This is a genomic window from Streptomyces varsoviensis (assembly GCF_000718635.1).
Classification (GTDB): domain Bacteria; phylum Actinomycetota; class Actinomycetes; order Streptomycetales; family Streptomycetaceae; genus Streptomyces; species Streptomyces varsoviensis.
This window is the reverse complement of sequence record NZ_JOBF01000013.1, coordinates 380,545-407,201: the sequence shown is the minus strand read 5'-3', so window position 1 is coordinate 407,201 and position 26,657 is coordinate 380,545. Positions and strand designations below refer to the sequence as shown.

General features: G+C 73.0%; 25 protein-coding genes and 1 pseudogene. 14 read left to right on the top strand and 12 right to left on the bottom strand.

The window, feature by feature from the left end; translation table 11 throughout:
- Window positions 1-135 precede the first annotated feature (135 nt).
- Complete coding sequence (locus IF55_RS20415; protein ID WP_030878741.1) at window positions 136-1,182, top strand: Lrp/AsnC family transcriptional regulator; 1,047 nt, start codon at window positions 136-138, stop codon at window positions 1,180-1,182.
- On the opposite strand, the gene IF55_RS20410 is transcribed toward IF55_RS20415, so the two are convergent.
- From IF55_RS20410 to IF55_RS20400, 3 genes are all read right to left on the bottom strand, one after another.
- Window positions 1,151-2,410, bottom strand: coding sequence for an RNA polymerase sigma factor (locus tag IF55_RS20410; protein WP_030878738.1), 1,260 nt, complete (start codon window positions 2,408-2,410; stop codon window positions 1,151-1,153). The two genes, IF55_RS20415 and IF55_RS20410, sit on opposite strands and share 32 nt — an antisense overlap.
- 42 nt (window positions 2,411-2,452) lie before the next feature.
- Window positions 2,453-2,872: a YciI family protein gene (locus IF55_RS20405; RefSeq protein WP_030878736.1), complete on the bottom strand. Its 420-nt coding sequence runs from the start codon at window positions 2,870-2,872 to the stop codon at window positions 2,453-2,455.
- A gap of 208 nt (window positions 2,873-3,080) precedes the next feature.
- Window positions 3,081-3,761 (bottom strand): nucleotidyltransferase domain-containing protein, encoded by a 681-nt coding sequence (locus IF55_RS20400; RefSeq protein ID WP_030878733.1) that lies wholly within the window; start codon window positions 3,759-3,761, stop codon window positions 3,081-3,083.
- A gap of 255 nt (window positions 3,762-4,016) precedes the next feature.
- On the opposite strand from IF55_RS20400, the gene IF55_RS20395 reads away from it, so the two are divergent.
- From IF55_RS20395 to IF55_RS20370, 6 genes are all read left to right on the top strand, one after another.
- Window positions 4,017-4,655, top strand: a complete 639-nt coding sequence (locus IF55_RS20395) for an HAD family hydrolase (protein ID WP_030878730.1) — start codon at window positions 4,017-4,019, stop codon at window positions 4,653-4,655.
- Between the two features lie 100 nt (window positions 4,656-4,755).
- Entirely contained in the window at window positions 4,756-5,940 is a 1,185-nt protein-coding gene (locus tag IF55_RS20390; RefSeq protein ID WP_030878726.1) for a helix-turn-helix domain-containing protein, read from the top strand.
- A gap of 103 nt (window positions 5,941-6,043) precedes the next feature.
- Window positions 6,044-6,454, top strand: a complete 411-nt coding sequence (locus IF55_RS20385; protein ID WP_157854299.1) for a hypothetical protein — start codon at window positions 6,044-6,046, stop codon at window positions 6,452-6,454.
- 137 nt (window positions 6,455-6,591) lie between these two features.
- Window positions 6,592-6,939, top strand: a complete 348-nt coding sequence (locus IF55_RS20380; RefSeq protein ID WP_157854298.1) for a hypothetical protein — start codon at window positions 6,592-6,594, stop codon at window positions 6,937-6,939.
- Entirely contained in the window at window positions 6,936-7,412 is a 477-nt protein-coding gene (locus IF55_RS20375) for a hypothetical protein (RefSeq protein WP_048832214.1), read from the top strand. The genes IF55_RS20380 and IF55_RS20375 overlap by 4 nt, the downstream gene beginning before the upstream one ends.
- A gap of 175 nt (window positions 7,413-7,587) precedes the next feature.
- Complete coding sequence (locus IF55_RS20370) at window positions 7,588-8,073, top strand: hypothetical protein (protein ID WP_030878714.1); 486 nt, start codon at window positions 7,588-7,590, stop codon at window positions 8,071-8,073.
- A 3-nt stretch (window positions 8,074-8,076) separates the two neighbouring features.
- On the opposite strand, the gene IF55_RS20365 is transcribed toward IF55_RS20370, so the two are convergent.
- The gene (locus IF55_RS20365) at window positions 8,077-8,619 is read right to left on the bottom strand and encodes an N-acetyltransferase (protein ID WP_245661257.1); all 543 of its coding nucleotides are present in this window, start codon (window positions 8,617-8,619) and stop codon (window positions 8,077-8,079) included.
- A gap of 239 nt (window positions 8,620-8,858) precedes the next feature.
- Window positions 8,859-10,268 (bottom strand): carotenoid oxygenase family protein, encoded by a 1,410-nt coding sequence (locus tag IF55_RS20360; protein WP_030878707.1) that lies wholly within the window; start codon window positions 10,266-10,268, stop codon window positions 8,859-8,861.
- A gap of 191 nt (window positions 10,269-10,459) precedes the next feature.
- Between IF55_RS20360 and IF55_RS20355 the strand changes: the two genes are divergently transcribed.
- The gene (locus IF55_RS20355) at window positions 10,460-10,903 is read left to right on the top strand and encodes an ATP-binding protein (RefSeq protein ID WP_063764011.1); all 444 of its coding nucleotides are present in this window, start codon (window positions 10,460-10,462) and stop codon (window positions 10,901-10,903) included.
- A 538-nt stretch (window positions 10,904-11,441) separates the two neighbouring features.
- Here the strand turns inward: IF55_RS20355 and IF55_RS20350 are convergent.
- Window positions 11,442-12,803, bottom strand: coding sequence for an aspartate aminotransferase family protein (locus IF55_RS20350; RefSeq protein ID WP_030878701.1), 1,362 nt, complete (start codon window positions 12,801-12,803; stop codon window positions 11,442-11,444).
- Window positions 12,804-12,958: 155 nt separating this feature from the next.
- Between IF55_RS20350 and IF55_RS20345 the strand changes: the two genes are divergently transcribed.
- Window positions 12,959-13,891, top strand: a complete 933-nt coding sequence (locus tag IF55_RS20345) for a LysR family transcriptional regulator (RefSeq protein WP_030878697.1) — start codon at window positions 12,959-12,961, stop codon at window positions 13,889-13,891.
- A 216-nt stretch (window positions 13,892-14,107) separates the two neighbouring features.
- Entirely contained in the window at window positions 14,108-14,473 is a 366-nt protein-coding gene (locus IF55_RS20340) for a hypothetical protein (protein ID WP_030878695.1), read from the top strand.
- A 142-nt stretch (window positions 14,474-14,615) separates the two neighbouring features.
- Here the strand turns inward: IF55_RS20340 and IF55_RS20335 are convergent, their stop codons facing one another.
- The gene (locus IF55_RS20335) at window positions 14,616-15,491 is read right to left on the bottom strand and encodes an RNA polymerase sigma factor SigF (protein WP_078644774.1); all 876 of its coding nucleotides are present in this window, start codon (window positions 15,489-15,491) and stop codon (window positions 14,616-14,618) included.
- 336 nt (window positions 15,492-15,827) lie between these two features.
- Between IF55_RS20335 and IF55_RS20330 the strand changes: the two genes are divergently transcribed.
- Window positions 15,828-16,208, top strand: a complete 381-nt coding sequence (locus tag IF55_RS20330) for an ArsR/SmtB family transcription factor (protein ID WP_030878692.1) — start codon at window positions 15,828-15,830, stop codon at window positions 16,206-16,208.
- Window positions 16,201-19,368 carry an HAD-IC family P-type ATPase gene (locus IF55_RS37400; RefSeq protein WP_078644816.1) on the top strand — a complete coding sequence of 1,056 codons (3,168 nt, stop codon included), beginning with the start codon at window positions 16,201-16,203 and terminating at the stop codon, window positions 19,366-19,368. The genes IF55_RS20330 and IF55_RS37400 overlap by 8 nt, the downstream gene beginning before the upstream one ends.
- Before the next feature lie 39 nt (window positions 19,369-19,407).
- Here IF55_RS37400 and IF55_RS20320 read toward each other — a convergent pair whose 3' ends face one another.
- Window positions 19,408-20,787: a hypothetical protein gene (locus IF55_RS20320; RefSeq protein ID WP_030878689.1), complete on the bottom strand. Its 1,380-nt coding sequence runs from the start codon at window positions 20,785-20,787 to the stop codon at window positions 19,408-19,410.
- 118 nt (window positions 20,788-20,905) lie between these two features.
- The gene (locus IF55_RS20315) at window positions 20,906-22,483 is read right to left on the bottom strand and encodes an LCP family protein (RefSeq protein ID WP_078644773.1); all 1,578 of its coding nucleotides are present in this window, start codon (window positions 22,481-22,483) and stop codon (window positions 20,906-20,908) included.
- Window positions 22,484-22,919: 436 nt separating this feature from the next.
- Here IF55_RS20315 and IF55_RS20310 point away from each other — a divergent pair, with 436 nt between their 5' ends.
- Together IF55_RS20310 and IF55_RS20305 are read left to right on the top strand one after the other, a co-directional pair.
- Window positions 22,920-23,858 (top strand): beta-ketoacyl-ACP synthase III, encoded by a 939-nt coding sequence (locus IF55_RS20310; RefSeq protein ID WP_030878686.1) that lies wholly within the window; start codon window positions 22,920-22,922, stop codon window positions 23,856-23,858.
- 195 nt (window positions 23,859-24,053) lie between these two features.
- Window positions 24,054-24,453, top strand: a pseudogene (locus tag IF55_RS20305) (VOC family protein).
- On the opposite strand, the gene IF55_RS20300 reads toward IF55_RS20305, so the two are convergent.
- The 3 genes from IF55_RS20300 to IF55_RS20290 all read right to left on the bottom strand — a co-directional run bounded on the left by IF55_RS20300 (window position 24,387) and on the right by IF55_RS20290 (window position 26,563).
- On the bottom strand, window positions 24,387-25,358 hold the full coding sequence (locus IF55_RS20300) for a helix-turn-helix domain-containing protein (protein ID WP_037963499.1): 972 nt from the start codon (window positions 25,356-25,358) through the stop codon (window positions 24,387-24,389). The pseudogene IF55_RS20305 and the gene IF55_RS20300 sit on opposite strands and share 67 nt — an antisense overlap.
- Window positions 25,355-25,576, bottom strand: a complete 222-nt coding sequence (locus IF55_RS20295; protein WP_030878682.1) for a hypothetical protein — start codon at window positions 25,574-25,576, stop codon at window positions 25,355-25,357. Before IF55_RS20295 ends, IF55_RS20300 begins: the two co-directional genes overlap by 4 nt.
- A gap of 75 nt (window positions 25,577-25,651) precedes the next feature.
- On the bottom strand, window positions 25,652-26,563 hold the full coding sequence (locus IF55_RS20290) for a glutaminase (protein ID WP_030878679.1): 912 nt from the start codon (window positions 26,561-26,563) through the stop codon (window positions 25,652-25,654).
- Between the last annotated feature and the right edge of the window lie 94 nt (window positions 26,564-26,657).

The following is a 26,657-nucleotide window of genomic DNA, read 5'->3' as shown; positions in this document are numbered from 1 at the left end:
CCTCCCTGTGCGCACCCCGCACCGGTCTCGTCGCCGGTCTCGTCATCGACCTCGTGATCGTTTTACGGGCTCCAGCCGATTGTGGCCATGATTCTCCACTCTCAAGGAGAAATACGGACACGGAAGCGGCCTAGCATGCCGAATGTGCGCCACTCCCTCGACGAGACAGACCGCCGGATCACCGCCGTGCTCCTCGCGTCGCCCCGCGCCTCCTGGCGCACCGTCGCCGCGTGTCTGGGCATTTCGGAACGTACGGTCGTGCGCCGGGCCGCGCCGCTGTTCCAGGACGGGACGCTGCGGGCGACGGCGGTGCGCAGCCCCGCCCACTTCACCGGGCTCGTCCCGATGGCGTTGCGCGTCCGCTGCCGCCCGCAGCGCATTCGCGCGGTCGCGGCCACGCTGGCGCGCCGGCAGGACACGGTGTGGGTGGATGTGATGGGCGGCGGCGACGAGATCTGCACGATCGTGTTCCTGGCCGGTCCCGACGCCCGCAACGCGCTGCTGCTGCGCGATCTGCCCGCCACCGCCGCCGTCGACTCCTGGACCGCGCACAGTCTCATGCGTGTCCATCCGGCGTCGCTGCGGTGGACGGCCGGGCTCCTGACCCCTGAGCAGCTAGCCCTCCTCTCCCCCGGCCCCGTCACCACCGCCGTACGGGAAGCCGCGCCCGTACCCGCCGACACGCCCGTACCCGTCGACACACCCGTAACCGCCGGCACGCCCGTAACCGCCGTCGACGACGCGCTCGTAGAGGCCCTGGCGGCGGACGGCCGTGCCACGTACGGGGAGTTGGGGCACCGCGCGGGGGTCTCGGCGCTCACCGCGCGACGCCGGCTGGACGCGCTCGTACGCGACGGGGCCGTGCGGCCGGCGACCGAGGTGGATCTGGCACTGCTGGGCGTGCACGCCGAGGCGCTGCTGTGGATCACGGTGACGCCCGGCGGGCTGGAGGAGACGGCGCGGGCGCTGAGCGACCACCCGCAGGTGCGGTTCGCGGCGGCCACCACCGGGCCGGCCAATCTGCTGGTCGCGGTGGCCGCGGCCGATCTGGACGCGCTCTACGCGTTCCTCACCACCACGGTCGGCGCGCTGGAGCGGATCACCGGCATCGAGACGGTCCCGATCCTGTCGACCGTCAAGCGGACCGGGATCATCCGGCGCTCTCCGCACTCAGCCTGGTAGCGCGCGCCTGGAGGTAGCGGCGTTCGGGCAGGCTGGCGGTGCGCTTCGCGGCCAACTGGTAGGCGGCCCGCGCCGCTTCGAGATCGCCCGCCCGTTCCAGGAGGTGGGCGCGGACCGCGTCGAGGCGGTGGTGCCCCGCCAGCCGCGCGTCGGCGTCGAGGGTCGCGAGGAGGCCGAGCCCGGCCCGCGGGCCGTGGACCATCGCGAGCGCGACGGCGTGGTTGAGCGTGACCATGGGCCCGGGCGCGAGGCGTTCGAGAAGACGGTAGAGGGCGAGGATCTGCGGCCAGTCGGTGTCCTCGGGCCGCTCCGCCTCGTCGTGGAGCGCGGCGATCGCCGCCTGGAGCTGGTACGGGCCGGGCGGCGTACGAGCCGACAGGGCCCGTTCGACCAGCGCCGTCCCCTCGTCGATGGCCTCGCGGTCCCACGCGGTCCGGTCCTGTTCGGCGAGCGGTACGAGATCGCCGTCCGGTCCGGTACGGGCGGGGCGCCGGGCGTCCGTGAGCAGCATCAGGGCCAGCAGCGCCGTCACCTCGCCGTCTTCCGGCAGGAGCCGGTGGACCTCGTGGGTGAGGCGGATGGCCTCGCCGGACAGCTCGGCCCGTTGCAGGCTGCTGCCGGACGTCGCCGTGTACCCCTCGTTGAAGAGCAGGTAGAGCGCCTGGAGGACGGCGGCCAGGCGTTCTTCGCGCTCGGGGTGGTCCGGCCGGCCGAAGGGGACCCCCGACGCCTTGACGCGCTTCTTCGCCCGGCTGATCCGCTGCGCCATCGTCGCCTCGGGTACGAGATGGGCGCGCGCGATCTCCGCGGTGGTCAGGCCCGCGACGGCGCGCAGGGTGAGCGCGATCTGCGCGGCCGGGGTCAGTTCGGGGTGGCAGCACAGGAAGAGCAGGAGGAGGGTGTCGTCCTCGGACGGGGCGCGCCCCTCGCCGGGCGGCGGCGCGCTGAACTCGTCGCGCGGCGTCAGGGCGGCGGCGTTCTCCTCCCGGCGCCTGCGTGCCTCCTCGGCGCGCAGTTCGTCGGTCAGGCGGCGGGAGGCGACGCGGATCAGCCAGCCGCGCGGGTTGTCCGGCCGGCCCCGGGCGGGCCACTGGACGGCCGCGGCGAGCAGCGCCTCCTGCACCGCGTCCTCGGCGGCGTCGAAGTGCCCGTACCGGCGTACGAGCGCGCCGAGGACCTGCGGCGCGAGGCCGCGCAGCAGGTCCTCGTCCCCCACGGCGTCCTCCATGGCACCACCTCTCGCGGGCCGCCCCCGGCGTCCCGCCGCCCCTTACATCTCGTCCCCACACCCCTCCTCCCCGATCGGCTGCACCACCACCGGGTAGGTCCGCACGCCCTCCGGATGGGGGCAGGCGCAGGCGCGGGCCGCGATCTGTGTGGCGCGCTCGATGTTCTCGCAGTCGACCACCCAGTACCCGGCGAGGACTTCTTTGGCCTCCCCGTACGGCCCGTCCGAGACGATGGGCGTGCCGTCCTTCGCCGCGGTGACGAGCTTGGCCTGGGAGGGCTCGGTGAGGCCCTGCGCGTCGACCAGTTCGCCCGACTCGGCGAGGTTGTCGTTGATAGCTCCCATGTGGCCGTACATGGCCTGAAGATCCTTCTCCGTCCACGCCGGTTCGCCGGGGGCCGGGGAGCCGCTCATGGCGTCGTAGTCGGACTGCTTGGCGAGCAGCATGATCAGGTACTTCATCGTCCTCACCGATCCTCTCTCCAGGACACCCGGTGGGTCGGGCGCCTCTCCGGGTCACCCGGTGGGCCGGGCGCCTCTCCAGAACGCCCGGTGGGCCGGGCGCCTCTCCAGGACACCCGGTGGGCCGGGCGCCTCTCACAGGAGACGTCGGAGCGGACGGGCCGTTCTCGACACCTCGCCGTCGGTGGATTCGCGCCACCCGAAAGGCTCACGGCGCACACCCGCCGCGCGCCGCCCCCAACCGCCGCGACCAGGGGTGATGGCGCCCGTACGTACGCTCCAGCGCGGACATCAGCCAGCGTCGGGCCCCTGCCGTGAGGACCGGCAGCGCCGCGGCGAAATCCTCCTCGTCCTTCGGGCGCGGGTCCTGCGCCTTGTAGTAGAGCTGCACCTCGGGCACCAGGTACGGCACGGGCCCGGGCGCCTGAGCGCCGATGGACTCGATGGGGCGGCGCACCCCGCTGTCACGGCGCGAGACCCACTCCGTGCCGTCGCTCTCGCTCTCGCTCTCGCTCTCGCTCTCGCTCTCGCTCTCGTCGAGCATGACCTGAATCCGCCAGGGCTCGGCGGGGCCGGGGCGGCACCAGATGTCGTGGACGTGGTCCGGCAGCGGTTCGCCCTCCGCCCAGGGTCTGAGCGTGCCGGGCGGGTCGGCCGCCCACCACTGCCAGCCGTGCAGCGCGCGCTGCACGGCGAGTTGGTCGCGGCGCAGCAGCAGAACGTCGATGTCGCCGTGGTCCCGGAAGGCCCGGCCCACGGCGAGTTCGATGGCATACCCACCGGCAATCCACCACCGCGCTCCGCGCGTCGTACCGGCCGAGAAGAGGTCGGCCACTTCGGACAGGGGCGCGGGCTCCCATCGCCCCCATGGCGTATCGGTACCAGTCATACCGGCATCCTCCGCCACGGGCCCCCAGCGCCCCAGAGCCGACCGGCCGGCCCCGGACACCGCCGGCCATCACCCGGCTCCCCGGGGGCGCCACCGGCCGCGCGGAAGCCCCGCAGCCAGGACCGTCGCGGTCACCTCGTGCTCGCCTGATTCGCCCGGCCCTGCTTCCTGCCGCACCGAACAGGGATCTGTCATCTCCGCGAGTGCGGCACACCAGGTGAAAGACAGGTCAACCGCCCCGTAGTGTGCCGTGGTGTGATCGAGACCATCGTCTTCGACGTCGGAGAAACGCTGACCAACGACGACCGGTACTGGGGATCGTGGGCGGACTGGCTGCACATCCCCCGCCACACCCTGTCGGCCCTCGTCGGGGCCGTCACCGCCCAAGGGCGCGACAACGCCGATGCCCTCCGCCTCGCCTGCCCGGGCATCGACATCCGCGCCGAGTACCTGGCACGCGAGGCGGCTGGGCAGGGCGAAGCGCTCGACGACTCGGACCTGTACCCCGACGTGCGCCCAGCCCTCAGCGGACTCCGCAAGCTGGGCGTACGAGTCGTTGTCGCCGGCAATCAGACAGCCCGGGTAGGCGAACTCCTGCGCGCCCTCGAACTGCCCGCCGACGCCGTCGCCACCTCAGCGGAGTGGGGCGTCGCCAAGCCCTCACCGCACTTCTTCGAGCGCGTTATCGACCTCGCCCAGGCCGAGCCGTACGCAACCGTCTACGTCGGCGACAACCCCGCCAACGACGTCATCCCCGCCAAGGCCGCGGGGCTGAGAGCGGCACACATCCGGCGTGGTCCGTGGGGGCACTTGTGGGCTGACGCCCCCGAGGCCGCCGCAGCGGACTGGCGAATCTCCTCGCTCACCGACCTCACCGCGCTTATCAACGAATAGGTGGAACAACTCGGCCCATCAGCAGCATTGGTGGGCCGGTCATACCCTGCACCGTGGTAATCCTCTTCGGTGCGTGGCACCAACCGAACGGGGGGTACCTATGCCGTCCGAACTCGCCCTGGAAGTAGGCCGGCGGATCGCCTACCGGCGACGGATGGCCCGCATGACGCAGGTGCAGTTGGCCACGGCCGCCAACATCGGTCTCGGAACACTCTGCAAGATCGAGCGCGGGGCCCGCGGGGCGGGTGACGGTGTCCTGGACGCCATCGCCGGAGCTCTGGGCGTCGACCCCTCGGCGCTACTGCCCGATCACGGCCGGTCCGACAACCGGGTTCATCAGGCCATGCCAGCCCTGTCCGCGGTCATCGCCACCTACGACATGCCTGATGACGGTCCCGTCCGTCCTCTGCAAGAGCTGTCCGCAACGACGGGGAAAGCCGTCCAGTGGCGGCTCGGCGCCCAGTACGTACACATCACCCGCCACCTACCCGAACTGCTGGCCGAGTTGTCCCGTGCCTTCCATGCTGCCCCGGCGGAAACACGGTCCGAAGTGGCATCGCTGCTGGTGGCGGCCTACCGCACAGCCGACGCCGTCGCCTACAAGTACCGGGCCCATGACTTGTCCGCCCGGCTGATCGACCTCATGCGCTGGGCGGCGGAGTTCGCTGAGGACCCTCTGCTGAACGCCCACACCGCCTACGTGCGCACCGAGGTCCACTTCGCCGCCCGCGCTCATGGTGCCGGGCTTCGCGCCCTCCAAGCCGCCATCGATGCAGCGCCGCCGCCCTCCCGGCCACAAGCCATTGCCGCACGCGGCGCCCTGCACATGAGGGCCGCCGTCATCGCCGGCCGCGCGGGCGATGTCGCCGCGGCCACCGAGCACCTGGACGAAGCCCTCGCCCACGCCGACCGAGTCCCCGAAGCCATCTACTGCGGTACGGCGTTCGGCCCGGACTCGGCCCGTATCCACGAGGTCTCCGTGGCTGTCAGCCTCGGCGGCGAGCACCTTCAGCGCGCGCTGGATGTCGCCAGTTCCTGGTCACCTCCTCGCGACATGGGCCAGGAGCGCCGATCCGGGTTCTACATCGAGCTGGCTCGCGCCGAGTTGTGGTCCGCGAAGCCCGACGCCGCGTTCAAGTCGCTGCAACGCGCCCGCCGGATCGCCCCACAGCACGCCCGCGAACACTTGTGGGTCCGCGATGACGTCGCCACGATCCGCCGCATCAAGCGGGCTGAGCGCGATGAACTCGATGCCTTCTGCGATTGGTGCCACGCAAGGGGGTGACCCACACTGGGTCAGTCAGGGCCCTTCTCGGGGATCACCATCTGTCCATGACCGATGCAGCCCCGCCCACGTCGCTCCGCCCCCGCGCCAGGGACGGACTCCGGTGAACGGCCCTGGCGGCCTCAGTACCTGGTTCTCGTGGCTCCCACCCGAGGGCACGGTGTGGCACGTCGCGGCAGGCGAGTACTGGGACACCGTCCGCACACCGCACACCTTGGGCGCCGCCGCCATCACACGGCTCGGCGATCAATGCGGCCCGGTCATCTGTGATCCATGGACCCGCATCGTGCATTTCCTCGTCGAGTCCGGCTGCGTTCGACGCTGGGATCTGCCCGAGACCGTGCTGTGCAGCGAATCCACGTACGTGGCCGTCCCATCCCCTTCGGCTGACACGACGGGCTTGCACTGGCTCATCGCCCCCACCTTCAGCCGCTGCATCACGGACCCCGATCTGCTGCACCTTGCGTTGCGGGCCGCTGTCGACTCTCCGCACCACCGCCGGGAAGGCTCATGATGTTTCCCCTGCAACAAGATCACGCGGCGGCGAGGCTTTTGACTGCCAGCCGGGAAGCGGCTCAAGCAGCCGCGGACGAGTGGTACCGCCGGGGCGTTGCCCTGTTCCTCGTCGGGCCGGCGTGGGAGGCGGTGAAGTTGCCCGCCTCCTTGGTGCACGGCGTGGCGGCGGGGCGGCATCGGGGGTGGGTGCGGGCGATGATGTACTGCTTCGGGGTCACCGGGCCCGTGGCCCGCGTCGGCGGGAACTACGTCGTTCTTGTGCCGCCCGGGACCGCCGCCGGGTGGGATGCGGCGGTGGAGTGCGTGACGACCACCGAACGCGAGGCCCACTACATCGGCCTGCCCTCACCGCGCACCTGCGAAGGGTCGCGCGCCCACTGGATCATCCCGCCGGACGGCGTCCTGAGCCCCGCCTCGGCCGTACGCGCCCTGGTCACAGCAGCCGCGGACATCAACCGCGACGACGAGGGACCCCAGTCATGAGCGCAAAGGCCAATGCCTGGCTGGCGTCCTGCGCGGTCAGTCCCGACGCGGTTTGGCGCGCCTGGAATGCCGATCGGCTCGCGCCGATCGCCTCCACCGCGTGGACGGTGGTCGAGGCCCCGCTCCTGCCGTCCCTCGACGTCATGCGGCCGCTCGGCCGCGTGGGGAGGCTCGGGCCGGTCCTCGGCTGCCCCGAAGACAACCTCGCCTGCTGGCTCGTAGGCGACAAGGCCCAGGAGCATCTCGGCGGCCTGTCGGAGCTGACGCTCCGGGGCCCGGGCTGGCGTCTGCCCTGCCCCGCCGTCGGCCAGTACAGCGGGGGCCGCGGCTGGGTACAACGCCCGGACGGCTCCGGGCTCCTGACCGACCCCGCCGACCTCGCCGCCGCCTTTGCGGCGGCGAGTGGGAGTGGAACCGTGATGCTCGGGCCCGACATCCGGGCCCGCCGGCCCGTGACTCCCGATGCCAGATGACGGCGGGTCGCCCGCCTGTCTCGCCCTCGTGCTCACCGCACTCGCCGTCCTCGCCTGGGCCGCCGTCCTCATCCTCACGTAACCGCACCCCTGACCGGACGTACAGCCGCCCATACCAGCCCCCAGGACCGCTCATGAACACCACCCGCCACACCACCGGAACGCACTACCCTCGATGGCGCACTGGCTCTCCGCGGCCTCCGACGAGCCTCGCGCCGTCCGCGCGCTCTGGGCGCAGGGCCGGACCGCCACCCTCAGCAACGGCCGCCTCTGGGACACCATCGAGATGTCGCTCGTCCTCTCCAGCCCGACCGCCACCTACCTCGCCTACCGAGGCCGGCACATCGGCCCGTACCTCCTGTGCGGCACCCAAGCCACCGCCTGGTGGCTCGTCGAACCCGGACGCGGTTACGAACTCGCCGACAGCGAGCACGTGAAGGTACTGCCCCCCGGCAGCCCCATCACCGCGCCCGCGCCCGGCACGTACAAGGGGGAACGGCTGTGGATCTTGCCCGAAGCCCCCTGCCCCTGGCTGCGGCTCACCTCACCGGACGCCCTGCGCACGGCCGTCCACGAGGCCGTACAGACCCGCCCCGGCACGCGCCGGCCACCACGACCACGTGCCGGTACCCCACGTGGACCGGACCGGAACGGGTGGTGACGGTCAGGGTCTCAACTCCCGGCTCCAAGCCTCCAGTTCGGGTCTGCCGCCCCGCGGCGACAGTTCGCCGAGCTTCGTCCAGCCCCAGGAGCGGTAGGCCGTACGGGCCGGGGTGTTCGACGGTTCGATGAGTACGGTCGCGAGCTGGGCGGTGCTGCGGGCGAGGAGCAGGGTCTGGAGGCGGGTGGCGACGTGGTCGCGGCGGAACGCGGGGAGGACCATGAGTTCGGCGACGGCGAAGATCCGGCCGAGGGCGGTGAGCTCCTCGACCTCGGGCGTGATGCCGCCCCGGAAGCCCTGCCAGAACTCGCCGTCCCGGTCGGGCGGGAAGCCGTAGACGCAGCCGGCCAGCCCCGCGCCCCCGGCGATGACCATGTCGAAGCCCGGACGCTGGACATGCTCCTCGAACCGGTCGAGGAACACCCGGCGGATCTCGAACTCCCGCCCGGGCGCCCCGCGGTACGCGGCGGCGTACAAGTCCGCCACGGCCTCCCGCTGCTGGTCGGCCTGCCAGCGCGTCAGACGCCGCAAGAACACCTCGGCCATGCGCCCCTCCCCACCCGCGACCCACCAGCGACCCACCAGCGACCCACCCGCGGCCCGACCGCGCCCCACCCGAGACCCACCAGCGACCCACCCAAGACCCGCCCGCGGTCCGCCGGTTGCCGCCCGTACCGCCGCACCCGGCCGTCGCCCGAGCACCACAGGTCGCCAACATGGTCTCAACGCAAGGACGTTGAGGAAATAGCGCCCATGGCCCCGTGCCGCCGGCTTCAGGCGATCCGTCACCCCGCGTCCGGCACCCAGTTCCCGTGGAAGCCGACGGGGACCCGTACCGGCAGGTGCACCCGGGCCACCGGGTCGCCCGTGATGTCGCGCGCGTCGAGGATGACGAGATCGCTGGCGCCGCGCTCGGGGTCGAAGACGTACGACAGGAGCCAGCCGTCGTCCTCGGCGGAGTCCGGTCCGGCGGGCACGAAGACGGCCTCGCCGCTGTCCTCCCCCGGCGCGTTGTGGCGGACCTCGCTGGTGCCGCGCTCCAGGTCGTACTTGACCAGCCCCGCGCCCACCCGGCGGTTGGCTACCGGCACCTCCTGTCCGCTGAGGTGCAGGCGGGCGGCGGCGCCCGCGTAGCCCTCCGCCGGGGCCACGACGCCGTAGCCGTAGCGGTGCGGCAGGGTGTGCCGGCGCGGGTCCACGCGCGGGAACTCCATCGGCCGGTCGTCGAGCCGCTCGCACGCCACGGACCCCGCGGCGAGGTCGACGGTCCACCGCTCCAGCAGCGGCGGCGACTCGTCGGGGCCCGCGCTGCCCTTGCCGAAGAGCCGGTCGTAGCGGGCGAGGCGGACGGTGATGCGGCCGTCCTCCTCGTACGCGTTCATCGGGTGGAAGACGAAGCAGGGGTCGATCTCCAGCCAGCGGACGTCCGCCGCGTCGCCGTCGCGCGGCAGCACGCCTAGCCGGGGCTGCCGCTCGGGGTCCCAGACGTAGGGGATGCCCGTGCCGTCGGCCGCCGCCTGGGCGCTGAAGACGACGGGCAGGTCGTACAGGAGCACGTGGGAGTCGGTGAGCGAGAAGTCGTGCATCATCGGCCGCCCCTCGACGGGGACGTCCACCGATCGCCGTACCCGCCCGTCGGCGCCGATGACGAGGTACGTCACATACGGGTACGCCCAGCAGTACGCCACCGCGTGCAGCTCGCCGTTGGCCGGGTCGAGGACGGTGTGCGCGGCGAAGCCGCCCCGGAGGGTGCCGCCGAAGTCGTGCGGGCCGATGGTGTTCAGCTCGCCGTCCAGCTCGTACGGCAGCGGGCCGCCCTCGACCGTCGCCAGGTAGCGGCCGGCGAAGCGGAGGATGTGCGTGTTGGGCGCCGCGTCCGTGTCGAGGTGGCGCGGGCCGTGCGGCACCTTCTCGCCGAGCCGCAGGGCCACGGCGTCGCTGCGGACCCAGCGGTTGCGGTACCACTCGGCCCGGCCGCCGCGCAGCCGTACGCCGTGCACCATCCCCTGGCCGGTGAACCAGTGGTGGGCGGCCGGGTCCGCCACCTCCATCGGGTTGGGCCCGTTGCGGAGGTACCGTCCGTTCAGCGCGTCGGGCACATGCCCGGTGACGGGCAGCTCCCGGGCCGTGACCTCCTCGCCCACCGGCGCGTACAGGCCGCTCAAATACGGGTTTCCAGGGTCCGTACGGTCCATCGTGACCGCCTCCTCCGCAGCTTCCCTCCGCCTTCCCTCCACGGTCCAGCGAATCCGCGGTTCCGTCGAGAGCGCACTGCGCATACCCTCGTCCTCCGGATGTGCTCATGAGCCGCTGATCGCTGGGTAAGCGTTCCTCGGGTGAGAATCCCTTGAACGAGTTTTCGGCGGAAGAGAAGAGGCGGCGGGACATGGTGGTCATGGAGTCCCAGCAGTCCGACGCCGCTGGGGCCCGCCTCGCCGCGGCGGAGTTCCTGGCCAGCGACTGCCCCTGGGCGGACCGGGACGCGGTGATGCTGGTCGTCTCGGAGCTGGTCACCAACGCCATCCGGCACACCTCCGGCTGGTGGCGGCTGTGCCTGCGGGCCTGCCAGAGCCGGCTGGTGCTGGAGATCGACGACTCCAGCCCCGCCCCGCCCGTACCGCGCGCGCCGGACCTCGGCGGGGGCGGCGGGCTCGGCTGGCACATGGTGCAGCGGCTGGCGACCTGCCTCGAAGTGGCCCCGCACGCGGCGGGCAAAACGGTCCGCGCGACCTGGCTGCGCCCCTCCCCGACGGGCATACCGCAGCCGGCGGAGGGAGCCGACGCTTTCCGCGACACCGGAGAACTGGCGATCCAGCCGCTGGGGCAATGAGCGAGCGGTACGGCCGCTGAGCGGTGCGGGCACCGCGGGAGTACGGGCGGTAGGTCTGTTACGACGGGCGGTAGGTCCGTTACGGGCGTGAGGCCGTGCCCCTATGGCGCGGCGGCGTACGGGCGGCAGACCCGTTACGCGCGTGAGGCCCTGCCGCTATAGCGCGGCGGGCGTACGGCCCGTACGCGCGTAACGGGCATGAGGCCCGTGCGGACGCGAGGCGCGTGACCGGCCCGAGCCGGGGACGCTACTACCGTGCCTCGTCCGCCCCCGCCCGTAGGGGTACGGGCCAGGGGCGGGCGTACGGGTCCAGGACAGCGGCACGGGCTCAGGGCGAACGCGGGCCGCGAACCTCTCTGGGCGCCCGGCGCTCAGGGCCGGCGGCCCTGAGCGGTCGACGCTCGGGCCGACCCTCAGCGCCCGGCACTCGGGGCCGGCGACCGTCCGCGCCCGGCGCTCGGGGCCGGGGCCCTCAGCGCCCGGCGCTCGGGAGCCGGCCCACAGTGGCCGCCGCTCAAAGACCAGCGTCAGCGCCTGGTCAGCGCCCGGCGCCGGCCGCACCGATCGCCTCGTCCAGGACCTCCAGGCCGAGCGACAGCTCGGCCTCGGTGGCCGTCAGCGGCGGTGCGATCCGCAGGACGCCGCCCATGCCGGCGATCTGGACGATGTTCGTGTGCAGGCCGAGTTCGAGGCAGCGCCGGGTGACCCGGGCGCCCAGCTCATGCGAACTCTCCTTGGTCTCGCGGTCGACGACGAGTTCCACTCCGGCCAGCAGGCCCCGGCCGCGTACGTCGCCGACGACCTCGTGGCGGCCGGCGATGTCCGCGAGGCCATGGTGGAGGAACGCGCCGAGCGAGCGGGCGCGCTCGTCGAGCCGGTCGTTCTCCAGGACGTCGAGGACGGTGTTGCCGACGGCGGCGACCAGCGGGTCGGCGGCGTGCGTGGTGAAGAACAGGAACCCGCGGTCGTACGCCTCCTGCTCGATCCCGGCGCTGGTGATCACGGCCGCGAGGGGGAGCCCGGCGCCGAGCGTCTTGGACAGCGTGAGGATGTCGGGGACGATGCCGTCGCGCTCGAAGGCGTACCAGGTGCCGGTGCGGCACAGGCCGGTCTGCGCCTCGTCGAGGATCAGCAGCATGCCGCGCTCCCGGCACTTCTCGTGCAGGGCCGCGAAGTAGCCGGGCGGCGGCTCGATGATCCCGCCCGAGCTGAGGATCGGCTCGACCAGGCACGCGGCCAGGCTGCCGGTGGACTGGGCGTCGATGAGGTCGAAGGCGAAGTCGAGCTGGCGGCGCCAGTCCAGGGAGCCGTCGGCGGTGGTGAAGTCGGGCCGGTAGGTGTTGGGCGCGGGTATCGCGAAGTTGCCGGGCGCGGCCGGCCCGTACCCCTTGCGGCCCGCGCTGTACGTGGCGGAGGCGGCGGCCTGCGTCATGCCGTGCCAGGAGCGGGCGAACGAGACGATCTCGTGCTTGCCGGTGACCAGCTTGGCCATCCGGATCGCGGCCTCGTTGGACTCGGCGCCGGTGGTCAGCAGCAGCGCCTTCTCCAGCGGCGCCGGCAGCGTGCCGGCCAGCCGCCGCGCGAGGTCGACCACGGGGCGGCTGAGCATGCCGCTGAAGAGGTGGTCGAGGGAGGCCACCTGGCGCTGGACGGTCTTGACGATCTCCGGGTGGGAGTGGCCGAGCACCGCGCTCATCTGGCCGGAGGTGAAGTCGAGGATCTTCCGGCCGTCCTCGGTGTAGAGGAAGCTGCCGGCGGCGTGGTCGATGATCTCGCGGGTGAACTCGCCGCCGTAGCGGACGAGGTGCCGTTCGGCGTCGGCCCAGAAGGACTCGGCGGGAGCGGTGGGTGTGTCCGCGGCGGGCGTGGCGAGGTGCGGGGTGGGGGTGGAAGCAGCCATGGCGCCGACGGTAGGGGGCGTGGAAACGGCGCGTCCATCTCACGATTCCGCCCGTCCTGTTCGGCTCCGCCGTACAAGCCGTACGAGCCTCGGCCGTACAAGCCGCCCGACAGCGAGCCGCACCACCCGCACGACGGCGACCGGATAATGCCCGGATGATGAACCCCTGGCGGCTGCGGCTGCTGAGCAGGCTGGACACGCTGGGCACGGTCCGGGCGGTGGCCCAGGCCGCCAATATGAGCCCGTCGAGCGTGTCGCAGCAGCTCGCCGTGTTGGAGGCCGAGACCCGTACGCAGTTGCTGGAACGCACGGGGCGCCGGGTGCGGCTGACCCCGGCGGGGGTGATCCTGGCGCGGCGGGCGCGGGCGATCCTCGACCACATGGAGGGGGTCGAGGCGGAGCTGCGCGGGTTCGGCGAGGAGCCGGCGGGGCTGGTGCGCCTGGCGTCGTTCCAGAGCGCGATCCACACGATGGCCGTGCCGGCGGTGACCCGGCTGGCCCGCGCGTACCCACACCTCGACGTGGAGCTGCTGGAGCTGGAGCCGCACGCCAGCCTGCCCGCGCTGCGCGGCGGCGACGCGGACATCGTCATCACGACCACCGACTTCGACGAGCTGCCGCTGGGCCCGGACCTCGACTTCGTGCCGCTGGCCACGGACCCGATCCGGCTGGTGCTGCCGCCCGGGCACCCCGCGGCGCGGGGCGGGGCCGTGGACATCGCGGCCTTCGCGGACGAGCCGTGGGCGTTCGACGTGCCCCAGTCGTACATGGCCAATCTCGCGCTGCGGCTGTGCCGCCAGTCGCGGTTCGAGCCGCGGGTGGTGGGCCGGTTCAGCAACTACATGATGACCCTTCAGCACGTCGAGGCCGGGCTGTCGATCGCGCTGCTGCCGGGCCTGGCCGTCGACCACAGCCGCTACCGCGTGGCCACCAGGGAGCTGGCTACGCCGGTGACGCGCACGATCACGGCGGCCGTCCGCCGCGGGTCGCCCCCGCGCGCGGCGGTGCGGGTGGTGCTGGACGCGCTGCGCGCTTGCGAGCCGCCTGAGAATCCGCCGCCCGGGCCTTGGTCCGAGGCTCGGCCCTAGTCCCAGCCCGAGTCTCGTTAGTTTATGAACCTCAAACTCCAGTTAGAGGGTGTAGCGAAAACTCTTGACGGGGCCCACTCGGCTTAGTTATAACTTCTAACTAAGGGCATAGCGACTAACCGACAACTCACCGACCCGGTGTCGCGACGCCATCCCACCGCCCATCCCACCCCACCCGCCTGGGCGCGGCGGCCACTCGCACCCGAGGAGATCGTCATGTCAGCACCGTCCATGACCCCCACCGGCACCGACCCCCGCGTCCCCCGGGCGGCGACCGTCAGCGCGTGGGCGGTCCCGATCATGGTCCTCGGGGAGTTCGCGCTGCTCGCGTCCGTACCGGTCGTCATCGCCCTGATCGCCGCCTTCACCCGCGTCCGCGACGGGGCGGTGCGCGGGGCGGCGGGGATACTGGCCGCCGCCTTCGCGATCCCGCTCGTGGTGTGGCTGGTACGCCCCGACGGCGCGGAGAGCCTGTCCAAGGACATCCACCCCGGCTTCGTCGCCCTGATCGTCGCCGCGTCGGCCGCGCTCATCATCACCCTGCGCCGCGCCGCCCGTACGCACCCCGCCTCGGAGCGGTAACAAGGGTTCCGCCGCCGCCCTCCTCGCGAAGCGGACGCGAGGAGGGCGGCGGCACAAGGCGCGCTGACGCTACGGGCCTACGCGGCCGACCGGGCGCTACGGGCCTACGAAGGGCTAACGCGACCGTCCGGGCACTACGGGCTTACGCGGCCGGCTGGGCGAGCAGGCCCGCGCGGAGCCGGGAGAGGATGCGGGAGAGCAGCCGGGAGACGTGCATCTGGGAGATGCCCAGCTCCTCGCCGATCTCGGACTGGGTCATCTCGCCGCCGAACCGCATCCGCAGGATCTGCCGGTCGCGGTCGCCGAGCCCTTCGAGGAGCGGCTTGAGCGCGGTGACGTTCTCGACGCCCTCCAGCCCCGGGTCCAGCTCGCCCAGCCGGTCCGCGAGGGCGTTGCCCATCTGCTCGGGGGCGTCGTCGGCGGGCATGTCGATGGAGCCGGCGGTGTAGCCGTTGCTCGCGACGATGCCCTCGATGACCTCTTCCTCGCTGAGCCCCATGTGCGCGGCGAGGTCCGAGGCGGTCGGCGTGTGGTCGAGGCGCTGCGCCAGCTCGGCGGCGGCCTTGGCGAGGTCCACCCGCAGCTCCTGGAGCCTGCGCGGCACGTGGACGGCCCAGCTCGTGTCGCGGAAGTGGCGCTTGATCTCGCCCAGGATGTACGGCACGGCGAAGGTGGTGAACTCCACCTCACGGCTCAGGTCGAACCGGTCGATGGCCTTTATGAGGCCGATCGTGCCGACCTGGACGATGTCCTCCATCTGGTCGGCGCGGTTGCGGTAGCGGGCGGCGGCGAACTTCACGAGGGAGAGGTTGATCTCGATGAGGGTGTTGCGCGCGTACTGGTACTCGGCCGTCCCCTCCTCCAGCACCGCGAGACGGTCGAAGAACAGCCGCGACAAGTCGCGTGCGTCGCGCGGTGCCACCGCGGCAGGCTCCTCGATGTACGGCAGCTCGCCCACCGTCGCGACTGCCCTGACCGTCTCGCCCGCGATATTCACGTCGCCCTCCCTGGCCTTCATATGTCAGCGATGGCGCGCCTACCCGAAGTCTCGGGCCCCATGCATGGCTTGTCGCGGCGGCAGGGGCAAGTGGGGTCATGGACCCAATCGTTACTCAGCGGTAAGCGCCGGCTTCCCCGCCGCGCGCGCCGAACACCGCCTGTCGACCGCCCGGCCGCCCCGCCCCCGCCGCGTACGCCGAGTACGGACCTCCCGGCCGCCCGCGCCGAGGCCCCGAGGCCCCGCCCCGAACGTCGCCGCAAGCCCGCGGCCCACGACGGCGAGCCGCACCGGCGCCTAGAATGACCCCTTCGGGGCGGCATCGACGCCCCGACCGACAGGGGCAGGAGAACGACAGTGGCGGCAGGCTTCCGGAGAACCGAGGACGCGGAAGGCGCGCAGGACCCGCCCGCCCACGTCCTGTCGGAGGCGGCCGCGGCCTTCGGTCTGCTGGCCTCCTCGGCCCGGCTGCACATCGTGTGGGCGCTGGCCCAGGGCGAGAGCGACGTCAGCGGGCTCGCCGAGCGGGTGGGCGGCGCGCTGCCCGCCGTGAGCCAGCACCTGGCGAAGCTGAAGCTGGCGGGGCTGGTGCGCTCGCGCCGCGAAGGCCGCCGGGTGGTCTACCTCGTGGACGACCCGAACGTGGTGACCATCGTGCGGCTGATGGTCGGGCAGCTCGCCGCCCGCGACACCGACGCGGGATCGAGGTCCGGGCACGTGCGTGGCCTGGGTGCCTGAGGCCGTCGCCGGCCCCGGTTCCCCGAGCTCGACCGCACGGACCGCGGCCATCCGGACCAGGGGCGCGGGCAGCACGCTCCAGGCGCTGCGCGCCCTGGAGAGCGGGCCGCGCGGGCTGCTGGAGTCCGAGGCCGAGGAACGGCTCGCGCTGTACGGCGGCAACACGGTGCCGGGCCGACGCCCCACCTCCTGGCCGCGCCGCTTCGCGCGCAGCCTGCGCGACCCGTTCACCGCCGTCCTGCTGTGCCTCGGCCTGATCTCCGCGACCGCGGCCTCCTGGGGCACGTCCCTGGTGATCGCGGTGCTGGTCACGGTGAGCTGCGCGCTGCGCTCCACCGGCGAGCACCGCGCGGACCGGTCGGCGGCGGCGCTGCGCAGTCTGGTCGCCACCACCGCGACGGTGCAGCGCCGCCCGGACAAGGCGGCCCAGGGCGACGAGGCAGCCGAGGCGGCGGAGTCGGCCGCGCCGCGCGTCCGCGAACTGCCCGTCGACGAGCTGGTGCCGGGCGACGTGATCCGGCTCGGCCCCGGCGACCTCGTCCCCGCCGACGTACGGCTGCTGCGGGCGACCGGGCTCACCGTGCACCAGGCGGCGCTGACGGGCGAGTCCGTGCCCGTGGCGAAGCACGCGCCGGACGCCGCCGGGGGTACGGGCGCCACGCCGCCTCCCTCCGCCGGGCACGTGGGCGCCCCCGGCACCGCGGACGCCGTCCCCTTCGACCAGCCCCATCTGTGCTTCCAGGGCAGCAGCGTCGCCTCCGGCAGCGGCACGGCGCTGGTCGTCGCCACCGGCTCGGACACCGTCTTCTCCAGTACGTACAGCCACCGGCGGCAGCGGCCGGCGACCGCGTTCGACCGCTCGGTGAACGGGATCTCCTGGACCCTCATCCGCTTCATGCTGCTCACCGCGCCGCTGGTGCTGCTGGTCAACGCGCTGGTGCGGGGGCGCGGCATGGAGACGCTGCCGTTCGCGGTGGCGGTCGCGGTCGGCCTCACACCGGAGATGCTGCCGGTCATCGTGACGACGGCGCTGGCGCGCGGCGCCGCCCGGCTCGCGCGGGGCGGCGAGGTCATCGTGCGGCGGCTGCCCGCCCTGCACGACCTCGGCGCGGCCGATGTCCTGTGCATCGACAAGACGGGCACCCTCACCCAGGACCGCCCCGCCGTCGACCGCGCCGTGGGCGCGGACGGCGCGCCCGACCCGGACGTGCTCCACTGGGCCGCCGTCAACGCCCTGTGGACCCTCCAGCTCGCCGAGCTGCCCGCCCCCGACGCCCTCGACGAGGCCATCCTCGACGCCGACGAGGAGCGCGGCTCGACCGCCGACGACACCACCGGCCTCGACGCCCTCCCCTTCGACGCCGCCCGCCGCCTGTCGACCGCCGTCGTCCGCGCGCCCGGCGGCCGTACGGGCCAGGTCGCGCTCGTCGTCAAGGGCGCCGTCGAAAACGTCCTGGAGCGCTGCTCACACGTCGCGCCGAGCCCCGCGGGTCCGGGGCGCGCCCCGGACGAAGGCGCCGCCGGCCCCGGCACCGGCCGCGCGATCGGCTGCGAGGACGGCCGCCCCCGTACGGACATCCGGACCATCGCCCCGCCGCAGCCCGGCCGGGACGCCCACGAGGGCCCGCCACGTCCGTACGAGGCGGCCCCGGCCGAGAGCGGAGGCGGTTCGCGCCCGTACGGCGTGGAGGCACACGACGGGTACCGGCCCGGCGACGACGAGGGCGACGGTGCCGTACGCGCATACGACGCGGAACGCGGCAGCGGACTACGGGCGCCGGACGACGACGGCGGCATGGTGGGACGCCCGTACGGTCCGGAGCACGCCGACAGTACGGGCTCGGGCCCGGGGCTGCTCCGGGTCGTCGGGGACGGGCGCGTGGAGCGGGTGATCCCCGCCCGGGGGCGGGTGCTCGACGAGACGGAGCGGGCGCGGTTGCTGCGGCTGGCCGAGGAGAGCGCGGCCGACGGGCTGCGGGTGCTGGCCGTGGCGGTCGCCGAACGGCCCGCGCGCAGCCGCCCGTACACGACCGCCGACGAACGCGGTCTCACCTTCATCGGCTTCGTCTGCCTGCGCGACACCCCCGCGCCGACCGCCGCCGACGCGCTGGCCGTCCTCGCCCAGCGCGGCGTCGACGTCAAGGTCCTCACCGGCGACCATCCGGGCACGGCGGCCCGCGCCTGCCGCGACCTGGGCCTGGAGCCCGGCGAGGTGGTCACGGCGGCCCGTATCGACGCGTCGGACGACGCGGCGCTCGCCGAACTGGCGGGCCGTACGACCGTCTTCGCGCGCTGCTCGCCCGAGCACAAGGCGCGGGTGGTGGCGGCGCTGCGGTCCGCCGGGCGCACCACGGGGTTCCTGGGCGACGGCGTGAACGACCTGGCCGCGCTGCACGCCGCCGATGTCGGGATCTGCCCGCGCGACGCGGTGGACGTGACGCGGGAGGCGGCCGATGTCGTCCTCGCCTCGAAGGACCTGACCTCGCTCGACCGGGCGATCGTCACCGGCCGCCGTTCGACGGTGAACATCGCGGCCTACCTGCGGATCACGCTGTCCTCGAACTTCGGCAACGTCATAGCGATGCTCGTGGCCGGGCTGTTGCTGCCGTTCCTGCCGATGCTCCCGGCGCAGGTGCTCGTGCAGAACCTCTGCTTCGACGCCGCGCAGCTCGCGCTGGCCTTCGACCGCCCGGGCCCCGGCGCGCACCTCCGGCCCACCGTGCTGCGGCCGCGCGCCCTGACCCGCTTCGTCTCCGGCTTCGGCGTGCTGAACGCCTGCGCGGACCTCGCGACCTTCGCGGTCCTGGCGCTGGCCGTACCCGCCCTGGCCCATGGCTCGGGCCAGGAGGCGTTCCACGCCGGGTGGTTCACGGAGAACCTGCTCACGCAGGCCCTCGTCATCCTGCTCCTGCGCAGCGGCCGCCGCGCCTCCCCGCCGGTACGCGCGGCCACCGCCGCCCTCGCCGTCCTGGCCCTCACCCTCCCCCTCTCCCCCCTCGCCCCCCTCCTCGGCATGACAGCACTCCCGCCCCTGTACTACGGCCTGATGGCCCTCGTACTCAGCGTCTACGGAACAGTCCTCGCCCTCGCGGCAGCGCGCTACGACCGCCGCGCGGCAGCAAGAGAGGCCGCGCCACACTCGGCCCCGGCCCAGCCCTGAGGCCGGGGCCCGGCGGGCCCGGCGCGGCGCGGCCGCCCGTCACCAGTCGCCGCCGAAGCCTCCCCCGTCTCCGAAGCCGCCGCTGTCGCCGCCGCCGAAGCCGCCGCCGAAGTCGCCGGGGTTGAAGTCGCTGCCGGAGTTGTCGCCGCCTTCGAAGCCTCCGGTGTCGCCGGGGCCGCCGAAGGAGTCGGCGGCGTAGGCGGGGGTGGAGAGCATGGAGCCGAGCATGGTGCCCATGAGGAGGCCGGGGAGGAGGCCGCCGCCGAAGTAGCCGCCTGCCCAGGGGCCGTAGGCGGGGCCGGCGTTCCAGTAGGGCTGGGGGCCGTCGGCGGTCTGGACGGTGCGGGACATGGGCTCCTCGCCGTCGGCGAGCCGGGCGGCGTCGGCCGCGCAGGCGGGCACGGTCCGGGGCGCGCCGCCCGCGGGGGCCCATTCGACGTCCTGTACGGACGGGCCGTGGCGCGGGTCGAAGAAGCAGGGCACGCGGCGCTCGGGCAGCGGCTTCTTGGCGCGCCGCGCGGCGAGGGTGGCCAGCGCGAACCGGCCGTCCTCCAGGGCCTCGGTGACGCCCTGGACGTCCTGCGGCTTGGTGGCCGCCGCCATGCGCGACTTGGCGGTGTCGTACGCGTCGAGGGCGTGGGTGTAGTCCTCGCGCATGGCGTCGTCGGCGCCGGGCCCGCCCGGCGTGAAGTCGAGCCGGTCGAGTTCCTCGCCGAAGGCGGTGATGTCCTCGTCGACGACCACGCGGAGCGTCTCCAGTTCGGCGCGCTCGCGCTCCTCGCGCTTCTTCTTACTGCGGCGGTAGAGGGCGTACGCGCCGCCGCCGCCCGCCACGACGATGGCGCCGCCGGTGATCAGCCCGGCCGTGCTGGTCCCGGAGCCGGAGTCGGAGCCGCCGCTCCAGGAGTCCGGGGCGTGCCCCTTGGCCTGGTCGTCGGCCTGCTCGACGAACCGGTTGAGCAGGCCCTTGGTGTCGGAGCCGTAGGAGGTGCGCACGGCGTCGGCGAGGTTGTCCACGGAGTTCCGGGACATCACGCGGGAGTCGGCGCCCGCGCTGAAGGACCGGTCGCCGAGGTGGACGGCGTAGACGCCGGTGATGCCGGTCAGGCTCCGCAGATTGCCCAGCAGCTTCTTGTTCTTCGGGAACTCGGAGTTCTCTGGCAGCACCGCGACGAAGACCGGCTTGCCCGCGTCCTTGATCTTCTTCGCGAGCGCCTCGGCGTCGGCGTCCGGGAGCTGGTCCTTGACGCGCGGGTCGACGTAGACGGGGCTCTTGCGCAGCTCCTCGGCGACCTTCGGGAGGCCGGTGGTGGAGTCGGCGTGGGCCGGCGGGGCGAACATGCCCGCGCCGGCCAGCGCGAACAGGGCGGCGAGCAGGGCCAGCAGTGGCCTGGGCAGCGCCCTACGGGTGGCGGGCATGGGGGCTCTCCTCCGTGCGGTACGAAACATATGGCGCGAAACATATGGGTGCGATACAGAAATTACTCGCCGTTTACCCGGAAACGGATCACGTGGGTGGACGGTTCCCATGGCCCGCTCACCCGTACGAGAGATCGGCGCAGGGGTCCTGGTCCGCCGACCGGGACTTCTCCTTGACCTTGGTGGGCGCGTCGGGCGTGGTGTCGCCGCCGCCCTTGGGGGTCTCGGGCGTCGCCGCGTACGTCTTGCCGACCACCACGGCCACGCCCTGGGCGGTGACCTGCTGGAGCCGCGCGCCGGGGAACATGTCCGCCACGGTCTTCGCGTGGTCCTCGGCGCCGGGCCCGTACTGGACGACGGTGCCGGTGTGCGTCTGCGACTTGGCCGTGTCGGTGCGGGTGACGGTGAAGTTGTGGTCTTTCAGCTCGCCGGCGGCGCGGGCGCCGAGTCCGGGGACGGTGGTGCCGTTGTAGACGGCGACCGCGACCCCGTCGCCGGAGACGTGCTCCTTGGACGGCGAGCCGCCGTCCTTCCCGCCCTTGTCGCCCTTCTTGGGGTCGTCCTGCTTGCCGCCCGCGTACTCGCCGTCGAGGGTGCGGTCCGCGCGCAGGGTCGCCCACAGGTTGTCGGCGTTGGGCTGGACTATCGCGACGCGGGCGCCCTGGTAGCGCCAGGGCACGGTGATGAAGTTGATGTTGTGCAGGTCGATGTTCTTGAGCGACATCGCGAAGGAGAGCAGCTTGTCGGCGGAGCCGAGGCCGGGGTCGACGATCAGGGACTTGGTGGCGGCGTCCGCGAGCGGCAGCAGCGTCGTGGGGTTGAGCCCCTGGTCCTTGATCTTCTTGATCAGGCTGGAGACGAACGCCTGCTGGCGCTGGATGCGGCCGATGTCGGAGCCGTCGCCGATGCCGTGCCGGATGCGTACGTAGTCGAGGGCCTTCTGGCCGGAGACGTTCTGCACGCCCTTGGGGAAGATCCGCTCGCCGCGCGCGTGCTTGTTGGGGTTGAGGTCGCCCTCGTAGACGTCCTTGGGCAGGCACACCTTGACGCCGCCGACGGCGGAGGTCATCGCGGAGAAGCCCGCGAAGTCGACGACGACGGTGTGGTCGACGCGCATGCCGGTCATCTTCTCCACGGTGTTCTGGGTGCAGGCCGGGTTGCCCTTGGCGCTCTGGCCCACCGAGAAGGCCGCGTTGAACATCGTGTTGGACTGTTCGTGGGTCCATTCGCCGTTGGGCAGCTTGCACGGCGGTATGTCCACGAGGCTGTCGCGGGGTATGGAGACGCCGACGGCGTGCTTGCCGTCGCCGTATATGTGCAGCAGGAACGCGGTGTCCGAGCGCCCTACGTCGTCCTTGTCGCCCCCGCCGAACTTGTCATTTCCACCGGTACGGGCATCGGAGCCGATAATCAGCACGTTCTGTCCGGCTGCGCCGCTCTTCGGGCGTTCTCGGGCGATTCCGTCGGCGGCGAAGGTGTTGATATTCCCATTGAGTTTGAAGTAGACCCATCCGGCGCCGGCGGCGGCCAGCACGACCAGCGAGACGCCGATCCCCAGGAAGAGCCGCAGCCGCCTCTTCTTGGGCTTGGCCCTGCTGGCCCTGCCGGCCCTGTTGGACCCGTTGGACCCACTGCCCCTATTACCCCTATTGCCACGAGTTCCGCGAGCCCCACGCGCCCCGCGATTCCCGGTCATGTACGCACCACCTTGCTCACGTGCCTCTTTCACACGGCTTCCGGAAATGAGACGGACTGCCACGGGCATTGGTTGTTCAGTTGCGCAATCTAGCAAGTAATGTGGTGTGCCCAGCGACCCCCATGGAGGTCGGGCCGAGAACAGGACCAAGGCCCTCAAGGAGGATTGACACCAGGCCGACCTGCGGGTTGTGCCAGTTCTGGCGGCCGAACGTTGGTGGATCACATGCCCGCGCCCCGGGCCCGTACGGTCGAGACTTGAACAGTCGGGACGTGTACTCATCGAGGCGCGAACCAGCGGCGCTCCCGGGCGCGCGCAGGCGCTACGGCTCGGTGCCCACGGGCTCGTACGAGCGCCCCTGAGCCTCGAACCGTCCCGTGCCTGACCGTCCCGGGCTGGAACCGTCCAGCTCCAGCTCCAGCAGGAGGAACCGCCGATGACCGGGTCGCGCGTGCTCGCCCTCGGCCACTATCAGCCCGCCAAGGTGCTCACCAACGACGACCTGGCGGCCATGGTCGACACGGACGACGAATGGATCCGCACCCGCGTCGGCATCCGCACCCGCCGGATCGCCGAACCGGACGAGACGGTCGACGCGATGGCCGCCCACGCCGCCGCCAAGGCGCTGGCCAACAGCGGGCTCGCGGCGTCCGACATCGACCTCGTGCTCGTCGCCACCTGCACCGCCGTGGACCGCAGCCCCAACACCGCCGCCCGCGTCGCCGCCCGGCTCGGCCTCGCCGCGCCCGCCGCCATGGACGTCAACGTCGTCTGCGCGGGCTTCACGCACGCCCTCGCCACCGCCGACCACGCACTGCGCGCCGGGGCAGCCACCAACGCGATAGTCGTCGGCGTCGAGAAGTTCACCGACGTCGTCGACTGGACCGACCGCAGCACGTGCGTCCTGGTCGGCGACGGCGCGGGCGCCGCCGTGGTCACCACGGCGGCGGAACCCGCCATCGGCCCGGTCGTGTGGGGCTCCGTCCCCGAGATGGGCCACGCCGTCCGCATCGAGGGCACCCCCTCGCGCTTCGCCCAGGAGGGCCAGGCCGTGTACCGCTGGGCCACGACCCAGCTCCCGCCCATCACCCGCACCGTCTGCGAACGGGCCGGCGTCGCCCCGGCCGACCTGGCGGCCGTCGTCCTCCACCAGGCGAACCTCCGCATCATCGAGCCCGTCGCCCGCAAGCTCGGCGCCGTCAACGCCGTCATCGCCACCGACGTCACCGAGTCCGGCAACACCTCCGCCGCCAGCATCCCGCTCGCCCTCTCCAAAATGGTCGAACGCGGCGAGATCCCCCCGGGCGCGCCCGTTCTCCTCTTCGGCTTCGGCGGCAATCTCTCGTACGCGGGCCAGGTCATCCGCTGCCCGTGAGCCCGTGAGACGGCCCCGTCGGCGAGGGCGGGCCTGCCCGTGCGGTGGCCTGCCCGTGCGGTGGCCTGCCCGTGCGGTGGCCTGCCGAGCGGCGGGCCCGCCCGCCCGGCCGGTCCCGCCCGCCCGGCCGGTCCCTCCCACGCGGTGTCCGATTCGTTCAAGACCCGGCGCCGGCGCGGTGCCTAACCTGCCCGCATGACACCGCGATTCGATCTCATCTCCCTCGTCACCGCCGATCTCCCCGCCTCCCTCGCCTTCTACCGCAGGCTCGGCCTCGATCTCCCCGCCGACGCCGACGGACAGCCGCACGTCGAAAACGGTGCTGCCCGGCGGGGTGCGGCTGGCGTGGGACACGGTCGAGACGATCCGTACGTTCCAGCCCGGATTCGCGGTGTCGCGCGGGCCGGGGCGGGTCTCGCTCGCCTTCGCCTGCGACGGCCCGGCCGAGGTCGACGCCGTCTACGCCGAGCTGGTGGGCGCGGGATACGAGGGGGCGAACGCTCCCTGGGACGCCCCCTGGGGTATGCGCTACGCCATCGTCCACGACCCCGACGGCAATGGGGTGGACCTCTTCGCCCCGCTGCCCGCCGGCTGATCCCCGGCCGCCGGGGCCCCGCGGAGCAGGACGCCGAGCGGGACCCCGGCCAGGGACTTCACCTCGCGCGCGAGGTGCGCCTGGTCGGCGTAGCCCGCCTCGGCGGCGACCTCGGCGTACGGGCGCCCGGCCCGCGCCGACTCCAGCGCCCGGTTCATGCGCAACACCCTGGCCAGCGTCTTCGGCCCGTACCCGAAGGCGTTCAGGCACCGCCGGTGGAGCTGCCGCTCCCCCAGGCCGACGTCGGCGGCCAGCGTCGCGACGGGCAGCCCGGCGCGCATGGCCTCGACGGTCCGCGCGATCACCGGGTCGTACGGAAGGGGGCGGGGCCCAGGGCCGTACGGAAGGGGGCTGGGCCCAGGGCCGTACGCGCCGGGGCCGGGCTGCCGCGTACGGCCCGGTGCGAGGCGATCCGAAGCGAGCTGATCCGCCGCGAGACGGTCCGCAGCGAGGTGATCCGCGGCGAGACGGTCCGGTGCGAGGCGATCCGCCGCGAGACGGTCCGACGCGAGCTGACCCGCCGCGAGGCGTTCCAGAGCGATGCGCTCCAGGGCGCGCCCCGGCAGTGGGGCGGCCGCGAGGTGCTCGGTGAGGCGCCGCACGACGGGGCCGGGCCACAGGGCGTCGAGCGGTACGCGCCGGTCGCGCAGCTCGTGGGCGGGGACGCCGAGCAGCGGCGGGCCCGTGCCGGGGGCGAAGCGCAGCCCGGAGCAGCGGTCGCCGGGGGCTTGGGAGGGCAGGTGGGCGCGGGTGTCCGGCCCGGCCACGAGCAGCCGGCCGCCCATCCAGAGCAGGTCGACGCACCCGTCGGGCAGCACCCGGCCAGGTTCGCCGGTGGCCGTGCGCGTCCAGACGACGGCGCCGCGCACGGCGGCGGAGGGGCGTTCGCGATAGGGCTCGCTCATGGCGCTTCGCGCAGCAAGAGCGCCCCGCAGGAGTGGCACACCTTCACCTCGCCGCTGCCCCAGGCGTCGGCCGAGCGGACGGGGGCGTCGGGGGAGAGTTCGCGTCCGCACATGGCGGTGGTGGCGTATTGGCGCACCACGTGCCAGAGCCTGATCTCGGCGTCCGGCCGCCCGGCATCCGCCTCGTTCTCGTACTCCGCGCGCAGCTCATGGTCCATGGGGTGTCGCACCTCCTGGTAGGTCCCACGATGCTCTCGTGCCCGAAGGTGCGCACGCCACCGCGTGCGGGGCGGTCAGAACACCGAGAGGCCGGTGAGGGAGGTGAAGTGGTCGAGGGCGGCGACGCCGGCGACGGAGTTGCCGCGGGGGTCGAGGGCGGGGCTCCAGACGCATATCGTGCAGCGGCCGGGGACGACGGCGACGATGCCGCCGCCGACGCCGCTCTTGCCGGGGAGGCCGACGCGGTAGGCGAAGTCGCCGGCGGCGTCGTAGGTGCCGCAGGTGAGCATGACCGCGTTGACCTGCTTGGCCTCGCGGCGGGGCAGCAGCCGGGTGCCGTCGGCGCGCAGCCCGTGGCGGGCGAGGAAGCCGCCGGCGAGGGCGAGGTCGCGGCAGTTCATCTCGATGGAGCACTGCCGGAAGTAGTGGTCCAGGACGGTGGGGACGTCGTTGTCGAGGTTGCCGTAGCTGGCCATGAAGTAGGCGAGGGCGGCGTTGCGGTCGCCGTTGTCGCCTTCCGAGGCGGCGACCTCCAGGTCGAAGCGGACGTCGCGGTTGCCGCTCTCGGCGCGCATCAGTTCCAGGGTGGCGGCCCCTGCGTCGCCGGTGAGGGTCTGGAGGCGGTCGGTGACGACGAGGGCGCCGGCGTTGATGAACGGGTTGCGGGGGATGCCGTTCTCATATTCGAGTTGCACCAGCGAGTTGAAGGGATTTCCGGACGGTTCCGTGCCGACCCGTTCCCAGATCATGTCGCCGCCCTCGGCGAGGACGAGGGCGAGGCTGAAGGCCTTCGAGATGGACTGCACGGAGAACGGGGTCTGCCAGTCCCCCACCCCGTACACACCCCCGTCGACGTCGGCGACCGCTATCCCGAAGGCGTTCGCGTCCACACAGGCGAGCGCCGGAATGTACCGGGCGACCTGGCCGCGTCCGACCAGCGGCCGCACGAACGCGGCGACCTCTTCGAGTACGGCCTCGTAATCCACTGGCCCGAGCTTCCTGTCCCTACGGCGACGACGTACTGATCCGCCCGCGGCCGGATCGGCTCGCACGATATCCGAACACCTGGTTCACCTGCGA

Excerpts from the sequence above, each read along its gene's own strand:
- IF55_RS20315 (WP_078644773.1), bottom strand. The coding sequence starts at position 22,483 with ATGACCGGGAATCGCGGGGCGCGTGGGGCTCGCGGAACTCGTGGCAAT.
- IF55_RS20295 (WP_030878682.1), bottom strand. The coding sequence starts at position 25,576 with ATGGACCATGAGCTGCGCGCGGAGTACGAGAACGAGGCGGATGCCGGG.
- IF55_RS20370 (WP_030878714.1), top strand. The coding sequence starts at position 7,588 with ATGGCGCACTGGCTCTCCGCGGCCTCCGACGAGCCTCGCGCCGTCCGC.
- IF55_RS20415 (WP_030878741.1), top strand. The coding sequence starts at position 136 with ATGCCGAATGTGCGCCACTCCCTCGACGAGACAGACCGCCGGATCACC.
- IF55_RS20390 (WP_030878726.1), top strand. The coding sequence starts at position 4,756 with ATGCCGTCCGAACTCGCCCTGGAAGTAGGCCGGCGGATCGCCTACCGG.
- IF55_RS20350 (WP_030878701.1), bottom strand. The coding sequence starts at position 12,803 with ATGGCTGCTTCCACCCCCACCCCGCACCTCGCCACGCCCGCCGCGGAC.
- IF55_RS20410 (WP_030878738.1), bottom strand. The coding sequence starts at position 2,410 with ATGGAGGACGCCGTGGGGGACGAGGACCTGCTGCGCGGCCTCGCGCCG.
- IF55_RS20335 (WP_078644774.1), bottom strand. The coding sequence starts at position 15,491 with ATGAAGGCCAGGGAGGGCGACGTGAATATCGCGGGCGAGACGGTCAGG.
- IF55_RS20400 (WP_030878733.1), bottom strand. The coding sequence starts at position 3,761 with ATGACTGGTACCGATACGCCATGGGGGCGATGGGAGCCCGCGCCCCTG.
- IF55_RS20405 (WP_030878736.1), bottom strand. The coding sequence starts at position 2,872 with ATGAAGTACCTGATCATGCTGCTCGCCAAGCAGTCCGACTACGACGCC.
- IF55_RS20375 (WP_048832214.1), top strand. The coding sequence starts at position 6,936 with ATGAGCGCAAAGGCCAATGCCTGGCTGGCGTCCTGCGCGGTCAGTCCC.
- IF55_RS20300 (WP_037963499.1), bottom strand. The coding sequence starts at position 25,358 with ATGAGCGAGCCCTATCGCGAACGCCCCTCCGCCGCCGTGCGCGGCGCC.
- IF55_RS20360 (WP_030878707.1), bottom strand. The coding sequence starts at position 10,268 with ATGGACCGTACGGACCCTGGAAACCCGTATTTGAGCGGCCTGTACGCG.
- IF55_RS20320 (WP_030878689.1), bottom strand. The coding sequence starts at position 20,787 with ATGCCCGCCACCCGTAGGGCGCTGCCCAGGCCACTGCTGGCCCTGCTC.
- IF55_RS20355 (WP_063764011.1), top strand. The coding sequence starts at position 10,460 with ATGGTGGTCATGGAGTCCCAGCAGTCCGACGCCGCTGGGGCCCGCCTC.
- IF55_RS20340 (WP_030878695.1), top strand. The coding sequence starts at position 14,108 with ATGTCAGCACCGTCCATGACCCCCACCGGCACCGACCCCCGCGTCCCC.
- IF55_RS20345 (WP_030878697.1), top strand. The coding sequence starts at position 12,959 with ATGATGAACCCCTGGCGGCTGCGGCTGCTGAGCAGGCTGGACACGCTG.
- IF55_RS20365 (WP_245661257.1), bottom strand. The coding sequence starts at position 8,619 with ATGGCCGAGGTGTTCTTGCGGCGTCTGACGCGCTGGCAGGCCGACCAG.
- IF55_RS20310 (WP_030878686.1), top strand. The coding sequence starts at position 22,920 with ATGACCGGGTCGCGCGTGCTCGCCCTCGGCCACTATCAGCCCGCCAAG.